This is a genomic window from uncultured Lactobacillus sp., from assembly GCF_947367125.1.
Classification (GTDB): Bacteria; Bacillota; Bacilli; order Lactobacillales; family Lactobacillaceae; genus Lactobacillus.
The window spans coordinates 1-20,279 of the sequence record NZ_CANBCQ010000045.1; the positions used below are offsets into that span (position 1 = coordinate 1).

16 protein-coding genes, 3 tRNA genes and 1 riboswitch are annotated in these 20,279 nt (G+C 37.3%); of the genes, 1 reads left to right on the forward strand and 18 read right to left on the reverse strand.

Annotated features, from left to right (window positions below):
- Window positions 1-46: 46 nt before the first annotated feature.
- From Q0Y84_RS10865 to Q0Y84_RS10875, 3 genes are all read right to left on the reverse strand, one after another.
- Complete coding sequence (locus Q0Y84_RS10865) at window positions 47-214, reverse strand: hypothetical protein (protein ID WP_297953535.1); 168 nt, start codon at window positions 212-214, stop codon at window positions 47-49.
- Between the two features lie 238 nt (window positions 215-452).
- A complete protein-coding gene (locus Q0Y84_RS10870) occupies window positions 453-1,673 on the reverse strand; it encodes an FAD-dependent oxidoreductase (RefSeq protein WP_297953537.1) in 1,221 nt (406 codons plus the stop codon).
- A gap of 14 nt (window positions 1,674-1,687) precedes the next feature.
- A complete protein-coding gene (locus Q0Y84_RS10875) occupies window positions 1,688-2,587 on the reverse strand; it encodes a prenyltransferase (RefSeq protein WP_195922959.1) in 900 nt (299 codons plus the stop codon).
- 59 nt (window positions 2,588-2,646) lie between these two features.
- On the opposite strand from Q0Y84_RS10875, the gene Q0Y84_RS10880 reads away from it, so the two are divergent.
- Window positions 2,647-3,636, forward strand: coding sequence for a polyprenyl synthetase family protein (locus Q0Y84_RS10880; protein WP_297953541.1), 990 nt, complete (start codon window positions 2,647-2,649; stop codon window positions 3,634-3,636).
- Here the strand turns inward: Q0Y84_RS10880 and ubiE are convergent, their stop codons facing one another.
- From ubiE to Q0Y84_RS10955, 15 genes are all read right to left on the reverse strand, one after another.
- A complete protein-coding gene (gene ubiE / locus Q0Y84_RS10885) occupies window positions 3,637-4,335 on the reverse strand; it encodes a bifunctional demethylmenaquinone methyltransferase/2-methoxy-6-polyprenyl-1,4-benzoquinol methylase UbiE (protein WP_297953544.1) in 699 nt (232 codons plus the stop codon).
- 10 nt (window positions 4,336-4,345) lie between these two features.
- On the reverse strand, window positions 4,346-6,094 hold the full coding sequence (cydC, locus tag Q0Y84_RS10890; RefSeq protein ID WP_297953547.1) for a thiol reductant ABC exporter subunit CydC: 1,749 nt from the start codon (window positions 6,092-6,094) through the stop codon (window positions 4,346-4,348).
- A complete protein-coding gene (gene cydD, locus Q0Y84_RS10895; protein WP_297953550.1) occupies window positions 6,084-7,802 on the reverse strand; it encodes a thiol reductant ABC exporter subunit CydD in 1,719 nt (572 codons plus the stop codon). The genes cydC and cydD overlap by 11 nt, the downstream gene beginning before the upstream one ends.
- Window positions 7,802-8,818, reverse strand: a complete 1,017-nt coding sequence (gene cydB, locus Q0Y84_RS10900; protein WP_297953553.1) for a cytochrome d ubiquinol oxidase subunit II — start codon at window positions 8,816-8,818, stop codon at window positions 7,802-7,804. Before cydB ends, cydD begins: the two co-directional genes overlap by 1 nt.
- A gap of 1 nt (window position 8,819) precedes the next feature.
- Window positions 8,820-10,250: a cytochrome ubiquinol oxidase subunit I gene (locus Q0Y84_RS10905; protein WP_297953556.1), complete on the reverse strand. Its 1,431-nt coding sequence runs from the start codon at window positions 10,248-10,250 to the stop codon at window positions 8,820-8,822.
- 310 nt (window positions 10,251-10,560) lie between these two features.
- Window positions 10,561-11,415: a MurR/RpiR family transcriptional regulator gene (locus Q0Y84_RS10910; protein WP_366791872.1), complete on the reverse strand. Its 855-nt coding sequence runs from the start codon at window positions 11,413-11,415 to the stop codon at window positions 10,561-10,563.
- A 19-nt stretch (window positions 11,416-11,434) separates the two neighbouring features.
- Window positions 11,435-12,472, reverse strand: coding sequence for a MupG family TIM beta-alpha barrel fold protein (locus Q0Y84_RS10915; RefSeq protein ID WP_297953562.1), 1,038 nt, complete (start codon window positions 12,470-12,472; stop codon window positions 11,435-11,437).
- A gap of 57 nt (window positions 12,473-12,529) precedes the next feature.
- The gene (gene murQ / locus Q0Y84_RS10920) at window positions 12,530-13,438 is read right to left on the reverse strand and encodes an N-acetylmuramic acid 6-phosphate etherase (RefSeq protein ID WP_297953565.1); all 909 of its coding nucleotides are present in this window, start codon (window positions 13,436-13,438) and stop codon (window positions 12,530-12,532) included.
- Window positions 13,439-13,462: 24 nt separating this feature from the next.
- Window positions 13,463-15,436, reverse strand: a complete 1,974-nt coding sequence (locus Q0Y84_RS10925; protein ID WP_297953578.1) for a glucose PTS transporter subunit IIA — start codon at window positions 15,434-15,436, stop codon at window positions 13,463-13,465.
- A 196-nt stretch (window positions 15,437-15,632) separates the two neighbouring features.
- Complete coding sequence (locus Q0Y84_RS10930; protein WP_297953568.1) at window positions 15,633-17,093, reverse strand: MDR family MFS transporter; 1,461 nt, start codon at window positions 17,091-17,093, stop codon at window positions 15,633-15,635.
- Between the two features lie 24 nt (window positions 17,094-17,117).
- Window positions 17,118-18,317 (reverse strand): methionine adenosyltransferase, encoded by a 1,200-nt coding sequence (gene metK, locus Q0Y84_RS10935; protein ID WP_297953571.1) that lies wholly within the window; start codon window positions 18,315-18,317, stop codon window positions 17,118-17,120.
- Window positions 18,315-18,403, reverse strand: a riboswitch (SMK box riboswitch). It overlaps the preceding gene by 3 nt.
- 70 nt (window positions 18,404-18,473) lie before the next feature.
- Window positions 18,474-18,546, reverse strand: a tRNA-Val gene (locus tag Q0Y84_RS10940).
- Window positions 18,547-18,551: 5 nt separating this feature from the next.
- Window positions 18,552-18,623: transfer RNA gene (locus Q0Y84_RS10945), tRNA-Glu, on the reverse strand.
- Between the two features lie 149 nt (window positions 18,624-18,772).
- Window positions 18,773-19,660, reverse strand: coding sequence for a zinc ABC transporter substrate-binding protein (locus Q0Y84_RS10950; RefSeq protein ID WP_297953574.1), 888 nt, complete (start codon window positions 19,658-19,660; stop codon window positions 18,773-18,775).
- A gap of 452 nt (window positions 19,661-20,112) precedes the next feature.
- Window positions 20,113-20,203, reverse strand: a tRNA-Ser gene (locus Q0Y84_RS10955).
- Between the last annotated feature and the right edge of the window lie 76 nt (window positions 20,204-20,279).

The window sequence follows — 20,279 nt, forward strand, 5'->3', positions numbered from 1 at the left end:
TACTTTGATTAAATAAATAATTAAAAAATCAATTTACGAGAAAGATCTATTTACACAAAAGATTTGACAGTTTCGAAAAGTCATCACCATAATCTTGTTCCAGTTCTTGCAAAATCTGTTGTGGATTATGTTTCAATCTTCTAAGTACATTAATCATTTTACGAATTCTTACAACAGTTGTTTCGCACTTGCCTTCTTCCTGGCCTTCTTTCATTCCAATTGCTTTGCTACTTCTGCAACTTCTTCTGTGTTCATAACATGTTGCCCCTTAAATCTCTGGATCCTTCATGACATTCTGGAACATCAAATCATCAGTAAAGCCCAATGCTTCTGCCACATTTAGTTTTTTCTCTTCGCTCATGCAAAGTTTACAGTTATCAAATAAAACCAAAATCACTTCAGCTGAATTGAATCAAACTGAAGTGATTTTTAATTCTCTTTTATTTTCAATTTTAGTGATACATGTCAAATTGACCAATTGCCAAGGTTTCTTTAATACCACCAGTTTCAAGAACTGACTTATCAATCGTGATCTTCTTCAAAGCTGAAGCAAAGTAACCCTTGAAGGCATGGCCCATGGCTAAACCAGCAGCCTCGGAATTACCCAAGTTAACTACTACGCCCAAGTCATGGTAAGCATATTTGTCTGGTCTAGTTTGCCCCATAATTCTACTCTTAATATCCTTAGCAGCGTAGTTAGCCATTGAAAGAGCTAATTGACCAGTGTTAGGATATGCCCATTTCTTACCAGGAACCATGACGCTTGAGACATCCCCTAAAACGTAGATATCATCACTCTCTGGTGCAGTTAAATGATCATTAACCGTGACCCGACCGCGACGATTCTTAAAGCCAGATGCTTCAATTACTGGACTGCCGCTAAAGCCCATCATCCAAATTCTGGTGCCTGCGATAATCTCTCGCAACTCGGCATCATCTTTTTCATCAGCCATTTTATACAAAACTGAAGTAGGAGTTACTTCATTAACGTAAGCTGGCTTAATAATCTCAACTTTATTTTTCTTAATTGTGTCTAAAGCATAATCAAGCAATTTTCCTTGGAACATTGGCAAAAGACGTGGTGAACCATCAATCATTCTGATAGTAATTTCATCTGGCTCGGCGCCAGCCATTTGTGCTAATTCTGGGCGAACCTTGGCAATTGCATTTCCTAACTCAATTGCTTGGAAACCTGCCCCACAAATCACGACTGACAAGTGTTTAGCATCATGATCTTTGCGGTATGCCTTCATTTCGGCATAAAGATGATCGCGAATTGCTTCAGCTTGTTTAACATTGCTCATTGGCAAAGCATTTTCGGTTGCACCTTTGATCCCCATATTGCTCAAAGTAAAACCTAAGCCTACAACACAATAGTCGTATTTAAGTGGAGAGTGATCCTTTAATTCCACTGTCTTATCAGCAATATTAATTTTTTCAACTTCATCCCTAATCACAGTAGTCATCTTGGGATTAATTACGTCATTAATCTCATATGACATTCCAGTATAAGGAATTTCCCCAGTAGCAACTTCATATAGGCGAATTGTTTCGTAGTGATATGGATTACGGTCAACTAAGATAAGCTTAACTTGTTCGCGCAACTTCTTTTGCAAAGCGACAACTGTTTTCAAGCCGGCAAAACCAGCACCTAAAACTACAACTGTTTTCATAATTTTCAACCTCTCTAAAATAGAATTCCTAAAAAGTAAGTTACTAGGTAAGTTAATGAGCCAACCAGCAACGTTTTTACTCCTGTAATAAATGTTTCTGTCTTAACTTGCTTGTGAATTAAGATCTTGTTCTGCTTATAAACGAACGGTACAATTATTACTGTTAACCAAACCGTCTTAGGAGCAATTCCTAAAAATGGTAAAAGCAAGATAACCAGAAATGCTAGAACATTTTTAACACTAAAAGCAATCAAACCACCTTTTTTACCAATAAAGTGAATGATGGTTGTGCGGTGATTATCTTCGTCTTCTTGGGCATCACATAAGTTATTGGCTAGCATTAAATTAGAAATCCATAATTCATCAGCCAAAGCTAATAAAAAGATACGACCGATTGTCAAAAAGTTCCAATCAAATACTTGAAAACTATTGATATAAACACTTAACAAAACGATCATAAAGCCCATTGTAAAGCCGGAGAATAACTCACCTAATGGCAAACTGGAAATTGGATGCGAGCCAAAGGAATATAAATACCCGACGACAAAACAGAAGAGCCCCATCCATAGAACAGGCAAACCTGCTTTTACGACTAGATACAAACCTAACAAGATTGAAATTAGACTGAATGAAATAATTAAGCCTTTAACCAAATTAGGTGAAATATTTTCTCGCCCTATAATGTTAGTCTTCTCTTGGTAATTCTTGCTATCTGCGTGATAATAATCACAGTAGTTATCGAACATATCTACTACCATGTTAAATAGTAGCATGGCGATGAAGAAGACTAGAGCTAAGACCCAGTTAGACTGGTGGTAATAATACATGCTATAGCACAAACCCAAGAAAAAGGGAATGACACTAGCAGTTTTTGCTTTAATCTCTATTAATTCTAAAAATACACTTAGTGACATCGATCCACATCCTTTCAAAGGATCACTATCCTGTTAACTTTATTATAAGGAAATTTATCATGAATAACTCTCAACCTTGGCAAAAATATCCATTAATTCGTAAACCGCTTGCAGAAGTTAATCAACTGATTCAAGCGACCATTCGTACACCATATTCAGACTTGCAAGATGCGCTGCTGGAAATGGCAAGTAACGGTGGCAAATATTTACGGCCTAGTTTATTAATTTTATCAGCGCAGATTGCTGGTAAAACAGAAACTGTTTCTAAGCAAATCATTCAACTTGCTTCCTCAATCGAAATTTTACACATGGCTTCATTGATTCATGATGATATTATTGACGATTCTGACGAACGTCGTGGCAAGATCAGCATTCAAGCCCGTTTTGGCAAAGACACAGCAGTTTATGCTGGAGATTTACTCTTTACCCACTTTTTTGATTTAATTTTAAATGCGATTTCTGAGCAAGATTATATGATTAAAAATGCTCATACTATGCATCACCTATTAGCAGGTGAATTAGGTCAAATGGCTGAACGCTTTAATTTAAACCAAGATTTCAACGACTACTTAACAAATGTTAAAGGAAAAACAGCTGCGCTCTTTCGCTTAGCTGCCGAAGAAGGAAGCCATTTTGGCAATGGCGATGAGCAAACTACTCAAGCCTTAGCCTCCTTTGGTGAAAACTTAGGTATTGCCTTTCAAATTGTCGACGACATTTTGGATTATACTGGTGGCAAACATTTAAATAAGCCAACGCTAGAAGATTTAACTACTGGCGTCTACTCTTTGCCACTGCTACTGGCTTTAAGCAAAGCAGATCTGCGCGTAAAACTTGTGCCAATTCTGGAAAAACAAAGAGCAATGACTAAAGCTGATATTGAAGAAATTCAAACTATCTTGCTAGACAGCTCAATTATCCAAGAAACACACGCTTTAGCTGAAAAATATACTAATCGAGCCTTAGCTAATTTAGCACAATTACCACAAACTAAAGCTACTGCTTTACTTGAACAAATGACCCGTAGATTAGTCAATCGTAAGCTTTAATCACTTACGAGCCAGATGAATTGCACCGGCACCAAAAGTCAATTTAGTAACTGCTACTTGAGTAAAATTATTTTGCTCAAGTAGCTTTTTTAATTGCTCGGCTGATAAAAATTCTTTACTGGTACGTGATAAATATTGATAGTCTTTCACATTGCTGTGGGTTAATTTAGCTAAATACGGGAAAACTTTAAAGTAGCCTTGCCAGCCTAATTTGATTACTGGATTAGTCGGCTGGGACATTTCCAAAATAGCAAATTGCCCGCCCGGTTTAAGCACACGATAGCTTTCCTGAATTGTTTTACTGGCATCAGGAACATTGCGCAAGCCAAAGCAAATCGTGACACAATCAAAGCTATTGGCCGCAAAAGGCAAATTCATGGCATCCCCTACCACCAACTTAATCTTTGGTTGCAGCTTCTTTTTACGCACCTTCTTTTGTGCAATTTTCAACATTTCTTGATTAAAATCCAAACCTGTTACTAATTTAGCTTTTTTAGCCAAATCAATGGTTGAATCAGCACTACCGCAACACAAATCTAAGCAAATAGATTTGTCATTCAAATTCAGCTGCTGGATAAATTTTTTACGCCATTTTTTCTGAATGCCTAAACTAACAAGATTATTCATTAAGTCATAGTTAGGCGCGACTCGAGTAAATAGGTCATTTACATCTTGTTCTGGTACTTTATTGGTTAGCATAACTCGCCCTCTATAATCCTAAATCGGCTTTCTTTAACTCACGATAACGTGGCTCAGTTTGCCACAATTCTTCTGGCGTACCTTGCATATTAATTTGACCATCTTCAATAAAAATTACTTGATCCATTTGATCAATTCCTTGCAAATGGTGCGTAATCCAAATTAAGGTTTTACCAGCTAATTCCTTGATGAACATGTTAATTATCGCTTGTTCTGTGATCGGATCTAGGCCCACTGTTGGCTCATCTAGCAAAACAATTGGCGTATCCTTCAATAGAATTCGTGCCAAGGCCAAACGGTGTCGCTCTCCACCTGAAAAACGCAGACCAGCTTCATCTACCTTAGTATCAAGGCCATCAGCTAATTTTTGCACCATATCAGCCAAACCTACTCGGCGTAAAACGTCCCATAATTGCTCATCAGTTGCCTCTTCATTACCTAAACGCAAATTATTCGCAATTGTCGTATTAAACAAGTACGGTGTTTGATTAATAATACTGAAGTAGTTTGACATTTGATCGCCAAACTTGCTGGTATCAATGCCATTCAAGGTTATCTTGCCACTAGTTGGCACGCGGTCGCCTCTAAGCAATGCCGCTAAAGTACTTTTACCAGCACCACTGCGGCCCAAAATAGCAATCTTTTCACCAGCATGAATATCTAAATTGATCCCATGCAACACCTCTTTATCAGTCTTTGGATAAGTATAATGCACGTCAGTCACAGCTAAATTAAAAGGTGCGCCCAGCTTAATTTCCTTGTGCTTAGTATGGTCTGGCGCAGGCAAATTATTGAGTCGTTTCAACGAATCCTGGTAGATATTAGTTTCTTGAGCAGCAGTTGGTAAACTAGCAAAAGCTTCAACTGTTGGAAACAGTGCCAAAACAAAGGCAGCAATCCAATTAGTATAGTAAGTTGAACGACCACCAAATCTTGCAGCGCCCCAAACAACCAGGCTAGCAATTGCTAAGACCCAGAAAATTTGTAAAACAAAGTCACGCCAACGATCAAATTTTTTCATCTGAGCGTTAATTTGCAAAAACTTCTTTTGGTCATTTACGTGTAAAGCTAAATACTCTTTACTACGGCCAGATAAAACCCAGTCGTCAACTCCCATTACATTATCAGTCAAATCAACGTAGAGCTTATCCTGAACTGTTTTTTCATAGCTTTGACGAGCACCATTGATTAAAACTGACCAAATCGGAATTGCAAAAATAATCAGGAAGAACAAGACCAACATCCACAGACCCATTAACGGAGAAATGATGCCTAAGCCAATCACGATGATTGCATATAAGCCCCAAGCTACGAACATTGGGAAAATCGTTCTTAGATAAAAATTCTGAATATGACTGACATCATCAGACAATAGGCCCAAAATATTTCCTAACTGGTACTTACTACTAAAGATTGTTGCATCCCGTTCTAATGAATCATATAGTTGTTGTCTAAATTTCGAAGTCATCCGCAAAACCCAATTGTGGCTGACTAAACGCTCAAAATAACGAATAGCTGGACGGGCAACACCAAAGGCTCTAGTCAAAACAATTGGCACATAAATTAACAAAATATTGTCGGGTCTGGTAGCTGCCCGACTGATCAAATAGCCGGCACAGAACATTAAGCCGCCACCACAAATAAAAGTTAGAATACCTAACGCAATTGCTAGAATCAGGGTCTTGCGATACTTTTCTAGGTACGGGCGAACCCAACGATCATTTTTTAACACTCTTAAAATTGGAATTTTATTGATCATTGTTTTCACCTCTCATTCCAGCCATTAACTTGCAGAAGTAGCCTTGATTTCGTTCTAGCTGAGCAAAACTTCCTTGTTCAACTAATTGACCATGATCCATGACTAAAATATAGTCCATTTCTTTTAACCAATGCAGTCTATGGGTCGCAAAGAAAACTAATTTATCTTCCATTAACGGCATCATTCGTTTCTTTAAATCAATTTCTGTTTCAATATCCAAGTGAGCTGTTGGTTCATCAAAGACCATAACCTTTCTTTGTGGATCCAAAAAGGCCCTGGCTAAGGCAATTCGTTGTGCTTGTCCACCAGACAAGACCCGCTTACCACGTCCAATCACCGTATCAAGCCCATTAGGCAGATCATTTAATAAATCATCTAGCCCCATCAGATGAATAGCTTGTTTAATTTCACGATCACTAGCTTTAGGATTATAAAAAGCAATGTTTTCGCGTAAACTCTTAGTGAATACATAGGGCTCCTGCGGAATATAAATCATTTGACGCTGCCAAGCTGGAATATTCATGGTAGTCGTCTTCTGCCCCTGCAGTTCAATCTGCGCTTGATCAGGAGTCAAAAAGCCGCTGAGTAAATTAATCAAACTAGTCTTACCAGATCCACTCATCCCAATAATGCCAACTTTTTTGAAACCTTGAACTTGTAAAGAAACTGGTCCGATTTCAGTACCTTTTTTATAGGTAAATTGTAAGTCCTTAATTTTTAATTGATCCGTTGCTGACCAAGTTTTTAATGGCAGATCATTAGTTTTTTCTTCAGGTAAAGCAATTAATTCATTGATCCGCTTAAACGCGTTCTTCCCATTTAAAGTCGCATGGAAATCACCGGCAAAGTCGCGGATCGGCAAAAAATAATCTGGCGCTAAAATCAAAATTCCTAAAGCTGGGAAAAGAGCAATTTTACCGTTCATCAAATCAAAGCCAAGGAAAACCGCAATAATGGCAATCGATAAGGTAGTAAAAAAGTCTAAGGCAAAGGTCGAAAGCATAGCGACCTTCAATACTGCCATCGTCTTTTTTCTAAAGCCTTCACTTAAATTAAAAATCGACTTAGAATATCTTTTGCTTAAGCCTAAATACTTCAAGGTATCGATTCCTCTAAGAGAATCAATAAAGTTGTTAGACAAAATCTGAAAATTACCAAACTGTTTAATTGCCCGATCCTGGGCTGCATATCCCAAGATAATCATAAAAAGCACGATTAAGGGATACATGATCAGTAAAATCAAAGCTGACTTCCAGCTCAAAAAAAGCATACTGATGAAAACCAAAACTGGCACAATCATCATTGTCAAAACTTTACTGTAGATTAGTTTGATATATTGTCTTACTTCATCGACTCCATCTAGCGACATAGTGATTAAACTACCAGTCCCTTGTTTTTGAACTAAAGCTTGACCATCACGAAAGACTTTATCTAAAAGTTTCTGTCTTAGTTCTTCTGTAACTTGACCAGAATATTTTTCAAGCATTGAGTCACGTAAAGTATTAATCAACTGACGGGCAATAAAACATGCCGCAAAAGTAAATAATAATAGCCAGTCTAGTGGCTCACCTGCCCACAGTTTACTTAAGACTGACGCTAACGCTAGGGCTTGTCCTACTATAAAAAAAGCTTGCAGAATCTCAAGCCCTGCAAGTTTTTTTAAGATTGAACCAGCGCCATCAATTTTAAATAGCTGTTTATCAATCATTATTTAACCTCTCCGATTCTTGGCATTGAAATCCGCTTGCGGAAAATCCAGTATGCCCAGATGGTATATGCCAATACACATGGTACCAAGATACAAGTTGCAATCGTCATTACTACCAAAGTGTAGTTAGATGATGATGCACTATGAATCAACAAGTCATATTTACTGCTGATTGATGAAATCATTACTCTTGGGAATAAACCGCAGAAGATTAAAGCGACCAATGAGATCAAAGTTAATCCGCTGCAAGTTAAAGCCATTCCTTGCTTGTTGGTGAAAGTAGCTACATGTGCTGCTACAGAGAAACCAACAATTAAAATCAAGCATACCCAAGTTGCAATTGGATGTACTCTCAAGAAGTCAGTTTGGAAGATCAACAATAATGCAAAGATAACTTCACCGACATAGAGTACCCAGTACAGAGCATGTGCATAATTTTGTGCTCTAGCTGAAATAACGCCCTTAGTTTTAATCGTGATATAGTTCAAACCATGTAAATAGCAAAGAAGAGTTAAAGCAATTCCACCAACAATTGAGAACCAGTTAAAGTAATCAAAGAAGGTTGCGGAAATGTTGCCTCTTGCATCAATTGGCATCCCTTTAATCATTGAGATAAACATTACTCCAAAGAGGAAGGTTGCCATAACACTACCAATTGCCATTGTAGTATCCCAAATTGGCTTTTGGTATGGTGTACATTTTGCTCTAAATTCAAATGAAACACCACGAATAATTAAACCAACTAAGATCAATAATAGAATTAAATAGTAACCTGAGAATAAGGTTGCATACCAGTATGGGAATGATGCAAACATCGCACCACCTGCGGTAACTAACCAAACTTCATTACCGTCCCAAACTGGCCCAATTGTTTTAACAATTTGGTCTCGTTCAGCTTCATTATGAGCTAAAGTTTTCACAGCCATTCCTACCCCGAAGTCAAAACCATCAAGGAAGAAGAAGCCCGAGAACAATACTCCAATTAAAATAAACCAAAGTATTTGTAAAAACGACATTTTAGATAGCCCCCTTTGAGAACGGATCGACTACTTTACTTGCCTCTTGAGCCTTATCGTATTCATCTGGATCGTTATGCAAGAAGCGAACGACCAAGGCGATCATGACAATTGCCAAAATAGTAAATAAGCAGAAGTAAATAATATTCGATGTCAAAAGTGAAGCCACGGAAACCTTTGGTGAAACACTTTGGGCAATCGTAAACAAACCATAAACTGTCCATGGATCACGGCCACGTTCAGTAATTAACCAACCAGCTGTGTTAACAACAAATGGTGAGAAGGTAAGAATAGCAAAGATCCACATTAACCAACGATGTTGATAAAGCGTCTCTTTCTTCTTGCGCGTCATAATCAAACCAACAATTGACATTAAGAATAACAATGCAGCAAAGCCACACATTACTCTAAAGGACCAGAACAATGTATTAACTGGTACATAATAGTTCATCTTGCGACCATCGATATGAGTACCATACTTCTTTTCAAGTTCTTGGTTAACTTCCTTCATACCTTTTACAGAACCAGTAGTCTTGTGGTAAGCAAGAATACTCAATACATCTGGGATATCAATCCCCTTCACTTCATGGGTCTTCGGATCAGAATATCCTACGATCATCCATGGAGCCCTTTCGCCAGTAGTATGCGTAACACCTTCAGCTGCAGCAAACTTCATTGGTTGCTCATTGATGATATATCTCATTTGCAAATCGCCGAAGCAAATTTCACCAAGTGAGAAGATTAACATTAAAACCATGCCTAAACGCATCGTCTTGTGATAAATTTTCTTGTTAACATCAGACAACTTACGCTTCTTTAATAATTGGAAAGCAGCTAAACCAGTTAAAATAGTTGCACCAGTTAAAAGTGCACCAATAACTACGTGTCCATATTCATAGAATAACTGTGGATTACGAAGTAAAGCCCAGAAGTTTGCCATTTCAGCACGACCATTGCGTAAAACAAAACCAACTGGGTGCTGCATAAAGGCATTAGCTGTCAAAATCCATAATGCAGAAGTTAATGTCCCAAAGACAACTAACCATGCAAATGCTAAGTGTAATTTTTTGCCCACTTTATTCCAAGTAAACATCCATAAACCGATAAAGGTAGATTCGATAAAGAATGATAACAATGCCTCAAAAGCAAGTGGAGCACCGAAAATATCTCCCATAAATCTAGAATAATCGGACCAGTTCATTCCGAATTGGAATTCCTGAATTAAACCGGTTACAATACCAACCGCAAAACTTAATAGGAAGACATTACCCCAAAACTTGGTCATCTTCTTATATTCGGCTTTGCCAGTATGTACGTACATCGATTCCATAATTGCTACAACGAAGATCGTACCGATTGAAAACGGTACGAAGAAAAAGTGAAAGATCGTTGTCATAGCAAATTGGAATCTTGCCAAACTAACAATATTCATTTTTACGCCCCCATATTCTGACTGCATTACTAGTCTCTGTCACAATAATAACGAATATTATTTTATTCAACTTAAGTTTACTGCTACTTAGATTTACTTTCAAGGCGGGGAGTAATGCGGTTTCAATAGTGTTATCTTATTTTCCCGTCACTTTTCATTTATAATTATAACATTGTCAGATATAGATTTAATTATTCCCAAAAAAGAGTACTAAAAAAGGACCAAAATGGTCCTCTTTTTCTTTATTTTTTTACGATTTTATTATTTTTATCATAAAAATATTTTTACTTTTTTAATATTTATTTTGTCGTTATTTATTAAACACTTTTAATTGATTGGTTAAGGCCTGAGTCGCCTTCATTTTTACGTTTAAATCTTGTAAATTGGGTGAAATAAAACTCAAGTATAACAAGTTTGAGACAAAAATTTCGGCAAACAAAGAATTAACCGCCCCATATCGCAATAATTTTTCATTAGCGGGTAAAGAAATAACCGTGTCAGCCAGCTCTTTTAATGGAGAATCTTCCTTTCGAGTCACTGCAATTATTTTTGCCTGATTCTGCTGTGCTTGCTGGGCCATCAATAAAGGCTCCTGGGTTAAGCCACTGTAAGAAAATACAATAAGAACATCAGCTGAAGTAATATTAGCTGCTTCTTCCAAGGCAATATGCGAGCTTTGAATATAACTAGTATCTTTACCGCCCCTAATCAATTTATAGAATAAATCCTGTGCAGCCAAACCAGAAGCACCTTCGCCTGCAAGATAGATTTTCTGAGCCGAATACATTAGTTTTACCGCGGTATTCAAACTATCATGATCAATTGTCTTACCAATTTTAGCAATATTCTTTTCTAAACTAATTTCCAGTTTATAAAGGACACTCGTTGGTTCATCATTTTCGTTAATAATCGTATCTACCAGATCCTTTTGTTTATCTGGTATTTCTTGAGCACAAGCAATTTGAAAATCTTTGAACCCTTTATAACCCAAATTCTTGCAAAAACGCATTACTGATGCACCACTTGTCTTAGTGATTGTGCCTAACTCCTGCAAATTTTTGTTTAAAAAGAGCCGTGGCTCTTTAAAATAAACATCAGCAATCGACTTCGAAGTTTTGTTTAATCTAGGATAAGCATCTGAAATTTTATTCGCCAGGCTAAACATAATCTCACCCCTATCTCTACTATGACATTTTTCTAAAAACAATTTTGGTATCAGGATCAACAAAATTAAGTAAATTGAGATACTCTGGTGAAATTACCCCAATGACATTACTCCGCGCTTCAAAAGGTAAATCAAACTTAATAATACTTACCTCACCACTATACCTTTTAGCCAATTTATTTTGCATCGTAATGGTTCCTTTTTGCCTATTTAAAGTATTATGAACGGGAATATCTGCTTTTCTGGGCAAATCCAAACGAATTAACTTCTCCGGCATGTCCTTTCTCACCTTGAGTACCTGATCATATAATTGCTGGTATTGCGGTAATAAGGAGCATTCTAAGTTTAAAATTTTATGCTTTTGATATGCAGTAATATATTGCAGATTTTTAATTGAAGCTTGACTATCGCCAATGAACACATCATCGACATTCGCTTCATGAATTAATTCAACTGCTGCAACATAAGGCAATAACCCCCGATGCTTTTCTACAGTTGGCAACCCTTCGTATAATGGAAAACGTTTAAGTGCATCCCCCGGGACAAAGGCCTGGGTTCTAAGACCATAATCTTTTAGCAACCAATTTTTATGCTTAAAATTCTCCCAACCCATTCCAGTATCTGTGTGTGGATAAAAATTATATGTTAGAGCCAATTTATTAAAATCTATTCCAGCATCTTTGGCCCGATCTAAATAATCTACAGATATAACACTAGCATTCAACAAAATAAAAAAGTCTGCTTGTAATTTCTTTATTTTATTAAAATCATCAAAGCCATAATCTAATCTTAAAGCACTAAAGCCCTTATCCTTTAGTGCCTGATAATCTCCTGCCGCAATTCCTAATTTTTTCAATGTTGTTGGCGAAATATCTGGAATTACTTCAAGTCCTAATTCATCACAAAGTTCAAAAAATTTAGGTAATTTTTGATCAAGGTTCGAATAATCTTCTTCTGGAATTTGAAGTGAAGTAAAAACATATTTAGCACCAGCTGGGACGGCCTTTCTTAAATATTCTTCATCATAATCTTGAAAATATACTGAAATTCCTAGCATTAATCTTACTTCTTCCTAAAAAAGAAAAGTCATTCAAACGAATGGCTTTTACCTAACTTAATTATCGTGTCTAGATTCTTTTAAAACACTACTTACATTATTTTGATGTTCTTTTAACAATGCTTGAGCCATGTCTTTGTTTAAACCTGTTTTAGCCATGACAATTGCCAAACCAACATCTTTATTTGCTGTCTCTAAAGCTGTTGCAGCTTCTTTCAAAGAAACATCGGCAGCAACCTGGATAATTCTTTTAGCACGTTCAACTAGTTTTTCGTTAGTTGGCAAGACATCAATCATTACATTTTGATAAACCTTGCCCTGACGAATCATAATTCCGGTTGAAATCATGTTCAAAATCATCTTTTGTGCTGTTCCAGCTTTCATCCGGGTTGAGCCAGTAATTACTTCTGCCCCAGTAACGGCTTCAATAGCAATATCTGCATGTTGCCCAATTAAACTATTTTTAACGCAAGCAATAGAAATAGTAGCCGCTCCAATTTTTTGAGCATAATCTAAACCGCCAATTACATAAGGAGTCCTCCCACTAGCTGCTAAACCCAAAACTATATCCTTCTCAGATAGATCGAGTTCTTTCAGATCATGAGCAGCTAAATCGGGATCATCTTCTGCTCCTTCAACAGCTACATACATTGCACTTTTTCCGCCAGCAATCAAGCCGATAGCCCGCTCTGGTTTAATTCCATAGGTTGGGACTAACTCTGCTGCATCTAAAACACCTAAGCGTCCACTAGTCCCTGCACCAAGATAGATTAATCTTCCACCTTCATGATAACGCTCTGCCCCAACATCAATCGCTTGGGCAATTTCTTTATCTTGCGTACCAACTGCTTCAGCAACCTTTTTATCTTCGGCATTGATTGTTTTAACCATATCTAAAGTAGACATCGTATCAATCTGCATCGTGTTTTGATTACGTTGCTCAGTCGTCAAATTTTCAAGTGACATTAGATCATTTTCTTTCTAAAAAAATTATTTAGTAACTGCATGATAAACAACCTGTCCTGCCTTAACTGGTGCATCTAATACATTTGATACATGGTCAACATAATCCATATTAGCAATAATTGTTATCACAATCGGATCTTTACCTGCCTTTTTAATAGCGGCTAGATCCATTACACCTATTTTTTCACCAGCTTTAACAGTATCGCCTGGTTTAACCTCAATTTCAAAAGGTGCACCCTTTAATTCAACTGTATCTAAACCTAAATGCATTAGCACATCCAAATGACCTTTAGCAGTTTTAATCGTAATGGCATGTTTTGTATCCATTACCATATCAATTTTGCCATCTACAGGTGCCACTACTGTACCATCTGCAGGATCTACTGCAAAGCCATCACCTAACATTTTTTGTGAGAAAACATCGTCTTTTACTTTATCAATTTTTTCTAAATCACCTGAAACCGGAGCTACAAAAGAAAGTTCAACTTTTTCACTAGGCATATTTAGATTATCAGCATGTTCTTCAGCTTTTCTTCTTTCCGCAACTTCAGGAGTAGGATTTTCAACCTCGCCTTTAATTGCATCCTTAGGAACACCCCAGAAATATGTTGCAATAAAGCCACCAGCATAAGCAGACAATAAGCCAATACAGTAAGCCCACCACATATTATTAGCAATTAAAGGAATCAAAGCAACACCAGAAGGACCAATCGCAATTGAACCTACATGACCAAATGCGGCAACTACAGCACCACCAATACCACCACCTACACAGGCGGTAATAAATGGCCGGCCTAAAGGAAGGGTAACCCCATAGATTAAAGGCTCACCAACCCCTAAAATTCCGACTGGCAAAGCACCTTTAATTAATCTTACTAAATTCTTATTTTTACGACATTTTACCCAAAGGGCAATTGCGGCACCAACTTGACCAGCACCAGCCATTGCCAAAATAGGCAATAACGGCGTATAACCAATCTTTTGAATCATTGAAAGGTGAATTGGAGTTAGAATTTGATGCAAGCCCAGCATAACCATTGGTAAGAAGAATAGTCCAAGAATAAAACCAGCAATCGGACCACCTACATCAAGTACCCAATTGATTCCACCAACTAATGAGTTAGAAATCCAACCAGCGAATGGCATAATTGCAAATACTGTAAATAATCCCATGATTAAAACAGTGAAAAACGGCGTAAAGATAATATCGACAGAATCAGGAATGTGCCGATGGAACCATTTTTCAACATAGGATAAAAGCCAAACCGCAAGCAAGACACCAATGATACCACCCTGTCCTGCTGCTAAAGGTTTTCCATCTAAAATATTAGGAATCGTTACTGGAGCCGCAATCCCTGGCAATAGAATAACCCCGCCAATAATACCGCCTAAGGCCGGCGTTGCGCCAAATTCTTTAGCTGTATTAATCCCTACATAGATGTTCAAATAAGCAAACAATGCACTGGCGATCATACTTAAGATTGTAACGCCTAAGTTCCAACTGCCTGGCAACATTTTTGCCGTCAACATATTCCGTAAGATGCCAGCAACACCAGAAATTAAACCTGCACCAATGAATGCTGGAATAAGAGGAATAAAGATTGCTGAAATGTGGCCTAAAGCTTTACGCCACCAAGTTTGCTTTAGTTGAGCCTTGTGCTGAGCATGAACTTCAGCAGCCTTAGCTTGTACTTCAGATTTTTCACCCTGGTAGTTATTGATTGGAAATTCTTCATTTTCTTTAACTCCCACTTGACTAACCATATCTTGTGCAACTTTCGCATTAACACCAGAGCCTAAGACAATTTCCAGCGTATCTGCATCTACTACGCCTAAAACTCCATCAATATCTTTCAAGCCCTGAAGATCTACTTTAGAATTATCACGAATCTTAATTCTTAAACGGGTCATGCAGTGATACAGTGACTTAACGTTATTAGGTCCACCGATGTGAGCATATATTTCGCGCCCCAACTTGGAATATTTATCAGCCATGATCTTTTCCCTCCTTAATAGAAAATAGTTGATTTTTTGCTTGCATTTTTATGTAAGCCTTTACATGTATAATTATATTTGCTTTGAAATAATAATTCAATATAGCTAATAAGTTTATTACTATTCGCTTTTTATAAATTAAAATTTCAGAATTATATAAAAAAAACCACATACCTACTTGGCATGTGGCTAATTTAGCTTAATTCTTATTTATTTTTCGATCTTGATATAATTGATTCAATACAAGCGAAATAACAATCACAATCATAGAAACGACATAGACAGCTTTCAACCCGCCTAATAATACTTGACGTAATTGCGGCACTACATTAGCTGCTAAGCTTTTGGCATTTTCCGCAGAAACAATTTTGTTCATCATTTCCTGATTTAATCCTGGTCTTTTACTTAGCCCATGGGCCACCATGGTATTAAAGGCAATTCCATAAATTGAAACCATCATTGTTTGACCCAAATATTTCATTAAAGTATTAAACGAAGTGGCAACACCGATGTCATCTTTAGGAACCAAAACTTGCGAGCGAACCTGTGAAGCAGTGGTAATTGCCCCAAAGGCAGTACCATTAAAGGCGGCAACTATACAAAATACCCAAAAAGAAGTATAAATTGGGAACAAAATCAAAACTAAGTCAGCTGCGACCAAAACTAACAACATATAGTCATAAGTTTTCTTTATTCCCCAACGGCCAAGCATACCACCAATTAAGAAGGAACCAACGATCCACATTAATGAACTAGGGGTTACGGCAAAACCGGCTAATGACGGATTAGTGCCATTAATTCCCTGCATCCAAGTCGGAATATAAAATTCAAAACCAATTACTACTCCTGAGATAAGCAAGGTAATTAAATTGATTGCTAGGAACTCTCGATCTTTTAACATTGTGAGAGGCATTATTGGGTCAACTGCTCGTTTTTCCACCTTAAAGAAGGCAATTATACTAATTATTACTAAAACAGCTAGAGCGGCCATTATAGCAATATTAGTGTTGGAGCCTAAATCTTGTAGGAAGAACATTAAGGCCAACAATAAGATGACTAACCAAATCGTCCCCTGCAAATCTAATTTAGACTTCGAATTATGCTTTGGCTCTTGCAAGCAAAAAATGACCAATAAAAAGGCAATTATCCCGATCGGTACATTGATATAGAAAACCCAATGCCAGGATAGGTGCTGCACAATAAAACCACCTAAGAGTGGCGCAATAACTGATGCCACGCCCCAAAAACCAGAATTAAGACCCAACATTTTGGCTCTCTTTTGTAAGGCATATAAATCAGCAATAATCGTAATTGCTACTGGCTGGACAGCACCAGAGCCTAAACCCTGAATTACTCTAAATAAAATTAATTCCACCATATTTTGTGCAAGTCCACACAGCGATGAGCCTATGACAAACAATGCAATTCCAAACAAAAAAACTGGCTTTCGCCCAATGCTATCAGCCAGTTTTCCGTATAAAGGAGTTGAAACGGCTGTCATTAACAAGAAGATTGATACAACCCAGTTCATAATTTCGAGCCCATTCAGGTCAGAAACTATGGTTGGCATTGCAGTAGAAACAATTGTCCCCTCAATAGCAGTCATAAAAGTTGTCATAAAAATCGCAAGCGTGACTATAGGCACGTTTGTTTTTTTCATTCTATTTTATTTTCTCTTTTTTATTTATTGCTTATTTTTAAGATAATCAAGCAAATCTTGTGTTTTGTCAGTCTTTTCCCATGGTAAATCGACGTCTGTTCTACCAAAATGACCATATGCGGCAGTTTGTTCATAAATTGGACGACGAAGATCAAGCATCTTAATAATACCAGCTGGACGAAGGTCAAAAACATTACGTACTGCTTCAGTTAATAACTCATCATCAACCTTACCAGTACCTGCAGTATCAATCATAATTGATACTGGGTGAGCTACACCAATCGCATATGCTAATTGGACTTCACAGCGGTAAGCCAATCCCGCAGCTACAATGTTTTTAGCAACATAGCGAGCAGCATAACTAGCAGAACGGTCAACCTTTGTTGGATCCTTACCTGAGAATGCACCACCACCATGGCGAGCATAACCACCATAAGTATCAACAATGATTTTCCGACCGGTTAACCCAGAGTCGCCCTTTGGTCCACCGATAACAAAACGACCTGATGGATTAATCAAAAACTTAGTTTTTTCATCCAAGTATTTAGCCGGAATGACTTCTTTAATTACTAAGTCAATCATGGCGCGATGAATTTCTTCATTAGAAACTTCTGCATCAGTTTGAGTAGAGATAACAACAGTATCCACTCTTAATGGCTTGTTATCTTCATCATATTCAACTGTAACTTGCGCCTTAGCATCCGGACGAAGCCAATCCAAAGTATGATCTTTTCTTAAAGCGGCAACACGTCTCATCAAACGATGAGCTAATGAAATTGGCAGAGGCATTAACTCAGGAGTTTCTTTGATAGCAAAACCAAACATTAACCCTTGGTCACCAGCACCAATTTGATCTAATTCATCATTGTCGGATTTATTTTCTCTGGTTTCAAGTGAATGATCTACCCCACCAGCAATATCAGGTGATTGCTCATCGATATCAACCATTACAGCACAGTTGTTGCCGTCAAAGCCTAATTCTGGACGATCGTAGCCAATCTTCAAAATAGTCTTGCGAACAACATCTTGAATATCTACATATGCATTAGTAGAAATTTCACCAAAAACAAAAACCATCCCAGTAGTTACGATAGTTTCGCAAGCTACGTGTGAATTAGGATCTTTCTTCAACATCGCATCTAAAATTGCATCTGAAATTTGATCAGCAACTTTATCTGGATGTCCTTCAGAAACTGATTCTGAAGTAAACAAACGTCTTTCCATATTAGTCCCCCTATATAGACATCGGCTATTCGGTTACAAGGCATCTTCACCAATTACAGTGAATCCTCTCAGGACTTGAACCGATAAAATAATAATTTACTTGTTCGTTCTTTTTGCATAAAAAAAGACTACCGCATCGGCGGTAGTCCCGAACAATGGAGGATACAGGGCTCGAACCTGTGACCTCCTGCTTGTAAGGCAGATGCTCTCCCAGCTGAGCTAATCCTCCATAAGTGACCCGTACGGGATTTGAACCCATGTTACGGCCGTGAAAGGGCCGTGTCTTAACCACTTGACCAACGGGTCATATCTCTTAATCAAGAGCACTTTATTATAATAACTAATCATGTTTCAAAAGTCAAGAACTTTTTTTAACTTTTCAAATTTAGTTATCTGAGTGACATTTCAATCACAACGTTTATTATATTACCTGATAATCTAAAATTATGCAAGAACTATTTTGAAAAAATTTCAAATAATTTTTGATAATTTTCTTTTACCCATTGATAATAACCAATTCCATTCGGCATTGTTTCTCTCACATTAAGAATTGGAACATGATGCTGTTTAGCTAACTTAACCATTCCACTAACTGTACTGCTTGATGCTTGAACATTATTAACAAAGAAGGCAATTTTTCTAGCCTTAATTTTAGTTTGCATCTCATGCACAATTTGTGCACTGGGATCAGTTTCATTTTCTACAGCTTCTTCAAATGCTGGGTTACCGATTTTAAAATGACACCGCGTTAATGCATAATCAAATACTGGTTCACTGACATAAACAGGCTTATCCTTGGCACCATTAATTTTGGAGGCAATTTGTTTTATGCTATCTATTTTTCGAAGATAATTTCTGGCGTTAGTTTTAAAATAAGTCGCATGATTAGGATCAATTTTGCTGGCTTTTTTTACAAGATAATCGACATATTTTTGTGGCATATTTAAATCATACCAAATATGCGGATTAGCACCTTGTTTCAATCCCATTAATTGATTACCTACTTTAACAGCATGGATATCATTAGCATTGGCTAAATTACTCATCCAATCATCATATCCTAGACCATTAGCAATAACAATATTTGCATCCGCTACTTCTTTTGCTGATTCAGTAGTCGGCTCGAAATCATGTGGATCTGTATCTCCATTGTTGATAATCGCTTTGACATCGCCATATTTGCCAACTATATTTCTAGCAATATCGGCATATATATTAGTGGAAGTTACAATATCCACTCGATGTTTAGTTGTATTTTCTTCTCTCTTAGTCGAACAAGCAGAAAGAAGCATTACATTCAAAAGCATCAAGAATAGCAATGGAATTATTTTTCGTAGTTTCACAGCAATTTTCCCCTTTTCTACCATTTATTATATTGGAAATCAGCCAAAGAAAAAAGAAATCATATCACTGCATTGCTGCAGAAATTTAAATTCATTTTTTCCACAACATCAAGGGTTGATTATTACTATTTCAACAGGTCCGATAAATGGAAAATGTAGATTTATGAAAAAATCCTGATCTTAAAGAAATCAGGATTCACGGACTACACACAGCTTTGCTACGAACGCTAAGAATAGAGACCCGGATATGAAGACGTGCTTGGACACAAGAGCATAGATTTAACTCTGGGTATCTATACTCACACAACTAGAAATGGCGAAGGAGAAATTAAACAAGGATATTAATGGACTTTTTTAAAAAGTTTTCTCGGTCAAATTTCTATCAAAAAACGAGCGTAAAACAAAAGAACCGCATAACCATGCGATTCTTAAGCCCTCATTACAAGTGTTTACGGAGTGTGAGGGATTTGAACCCTCGATACAGGTATAAGCCCGTATACATGATTTCCAATCATGCTCCTTAAGCCGCTCGGACAACACTCCATTCTTACTCCGGCTGTCAGACTCGAACTGACGACATCTTGATTAACAGTCAAGCGCTCTACCAACTGAGCTAAGC

Bases quoted from the DNA above. Each gene is read 5' to 3' on its own strand.
- ubiE (WP_297953544.1), bottom strand. From the start codon at position 4,335: ATGCTAACCAATAAAGTACCAGAACAAGATGTAAATGACCTATTTACT.
- Q0Y84_RS10910 (WP_366791872.1), bottom strand. From the start codon at position 11,415: ATGTTTAGCCTGGCGAATAAAATTTCAGATGCTTATCCTAGATTAAAC.
- Q0Y84_RS10905 (WP_297953556.1), bottom strand. From the start codon at position 10,250: ATGAATATTGTTAGTTTGGCAAGATTCCAATTTGCTATGACAACGATC.
- Q0Y84_RS10865 (WP_297953535.1), bottom strand. From the start codon at position 214: ATGAAAGAAGGCCAGGAAGAAGGCAAGTGCGAAACAACTGTTGTAAGA.
- Q0Y84_RS10915 (WP_297953562.1), bottom strand. From the start codon at position 12,472: ATGCTAGGAATTTCAGTATATTTTCAAGATTATGATGAAGAATATTTA.
- Q0Y84_RS10880 (WP_297953541.1), top strand. From the start codon at position 2,647: ATGAATAACTCTCAACCTTGGCAAAAATATCCATTAATTCGTAAACCG.
- Q0Y84_RS10930 (WP_297953568.1), bottom strand. From the start codon at position 17,093: ATGAAAAAAACAAACGTGCCTATAGTCACGCTTGCGATTTTTATGACA.
- Q0Y84_RS10875 (WP_195922959.1), bottom strand. From the start codon at position 2,587: ATGTCACTAAGTGTATTTTTAGAATTAATAGAGATTAAAGCAAAAACT.
- cydD (WP_297953550.1), bottom strand. From the start codon at position 7,802: ATGATTGATAAACAGCTATTTAAAATTGATGGCGCTGGTTCAATCTTA.
- Q0Y84_RS10870 (WP_297953537.1), bottom strand. From the start codon at position 1,673: ATGAAAACAGTTGTAGTTTTAGGTGCTGGTTTTGCCGGCTTGAAAACA.
- metK (WP_297953571.1), bottom strand. From the start codon at position 18,317: ATGGAAAGACGTTTGTTTACTTCAGAATCAGTTTCTGAAGGACATCCA.
- cydB (WP_297953553.1), bottom strand. From the start codon at position 8,818: ATGTCGTTTTTACAAATACTTTGGTTTATTTTAATTGGAGTATTGTTC.
- cydC (WP_297953547.1), bottom strand. From the start codon at position 6,094: ATGATCAATAAAATTCCAATTTTAAGAGTGTTAAAAAATGATCGTTGG.
- murQ (WP_297953565.1), bottom strand. From the start codon at position 13,438: ATGTCACTTGAAAATTTGACGACTGAGCAACGTAATCAAAACACGATG.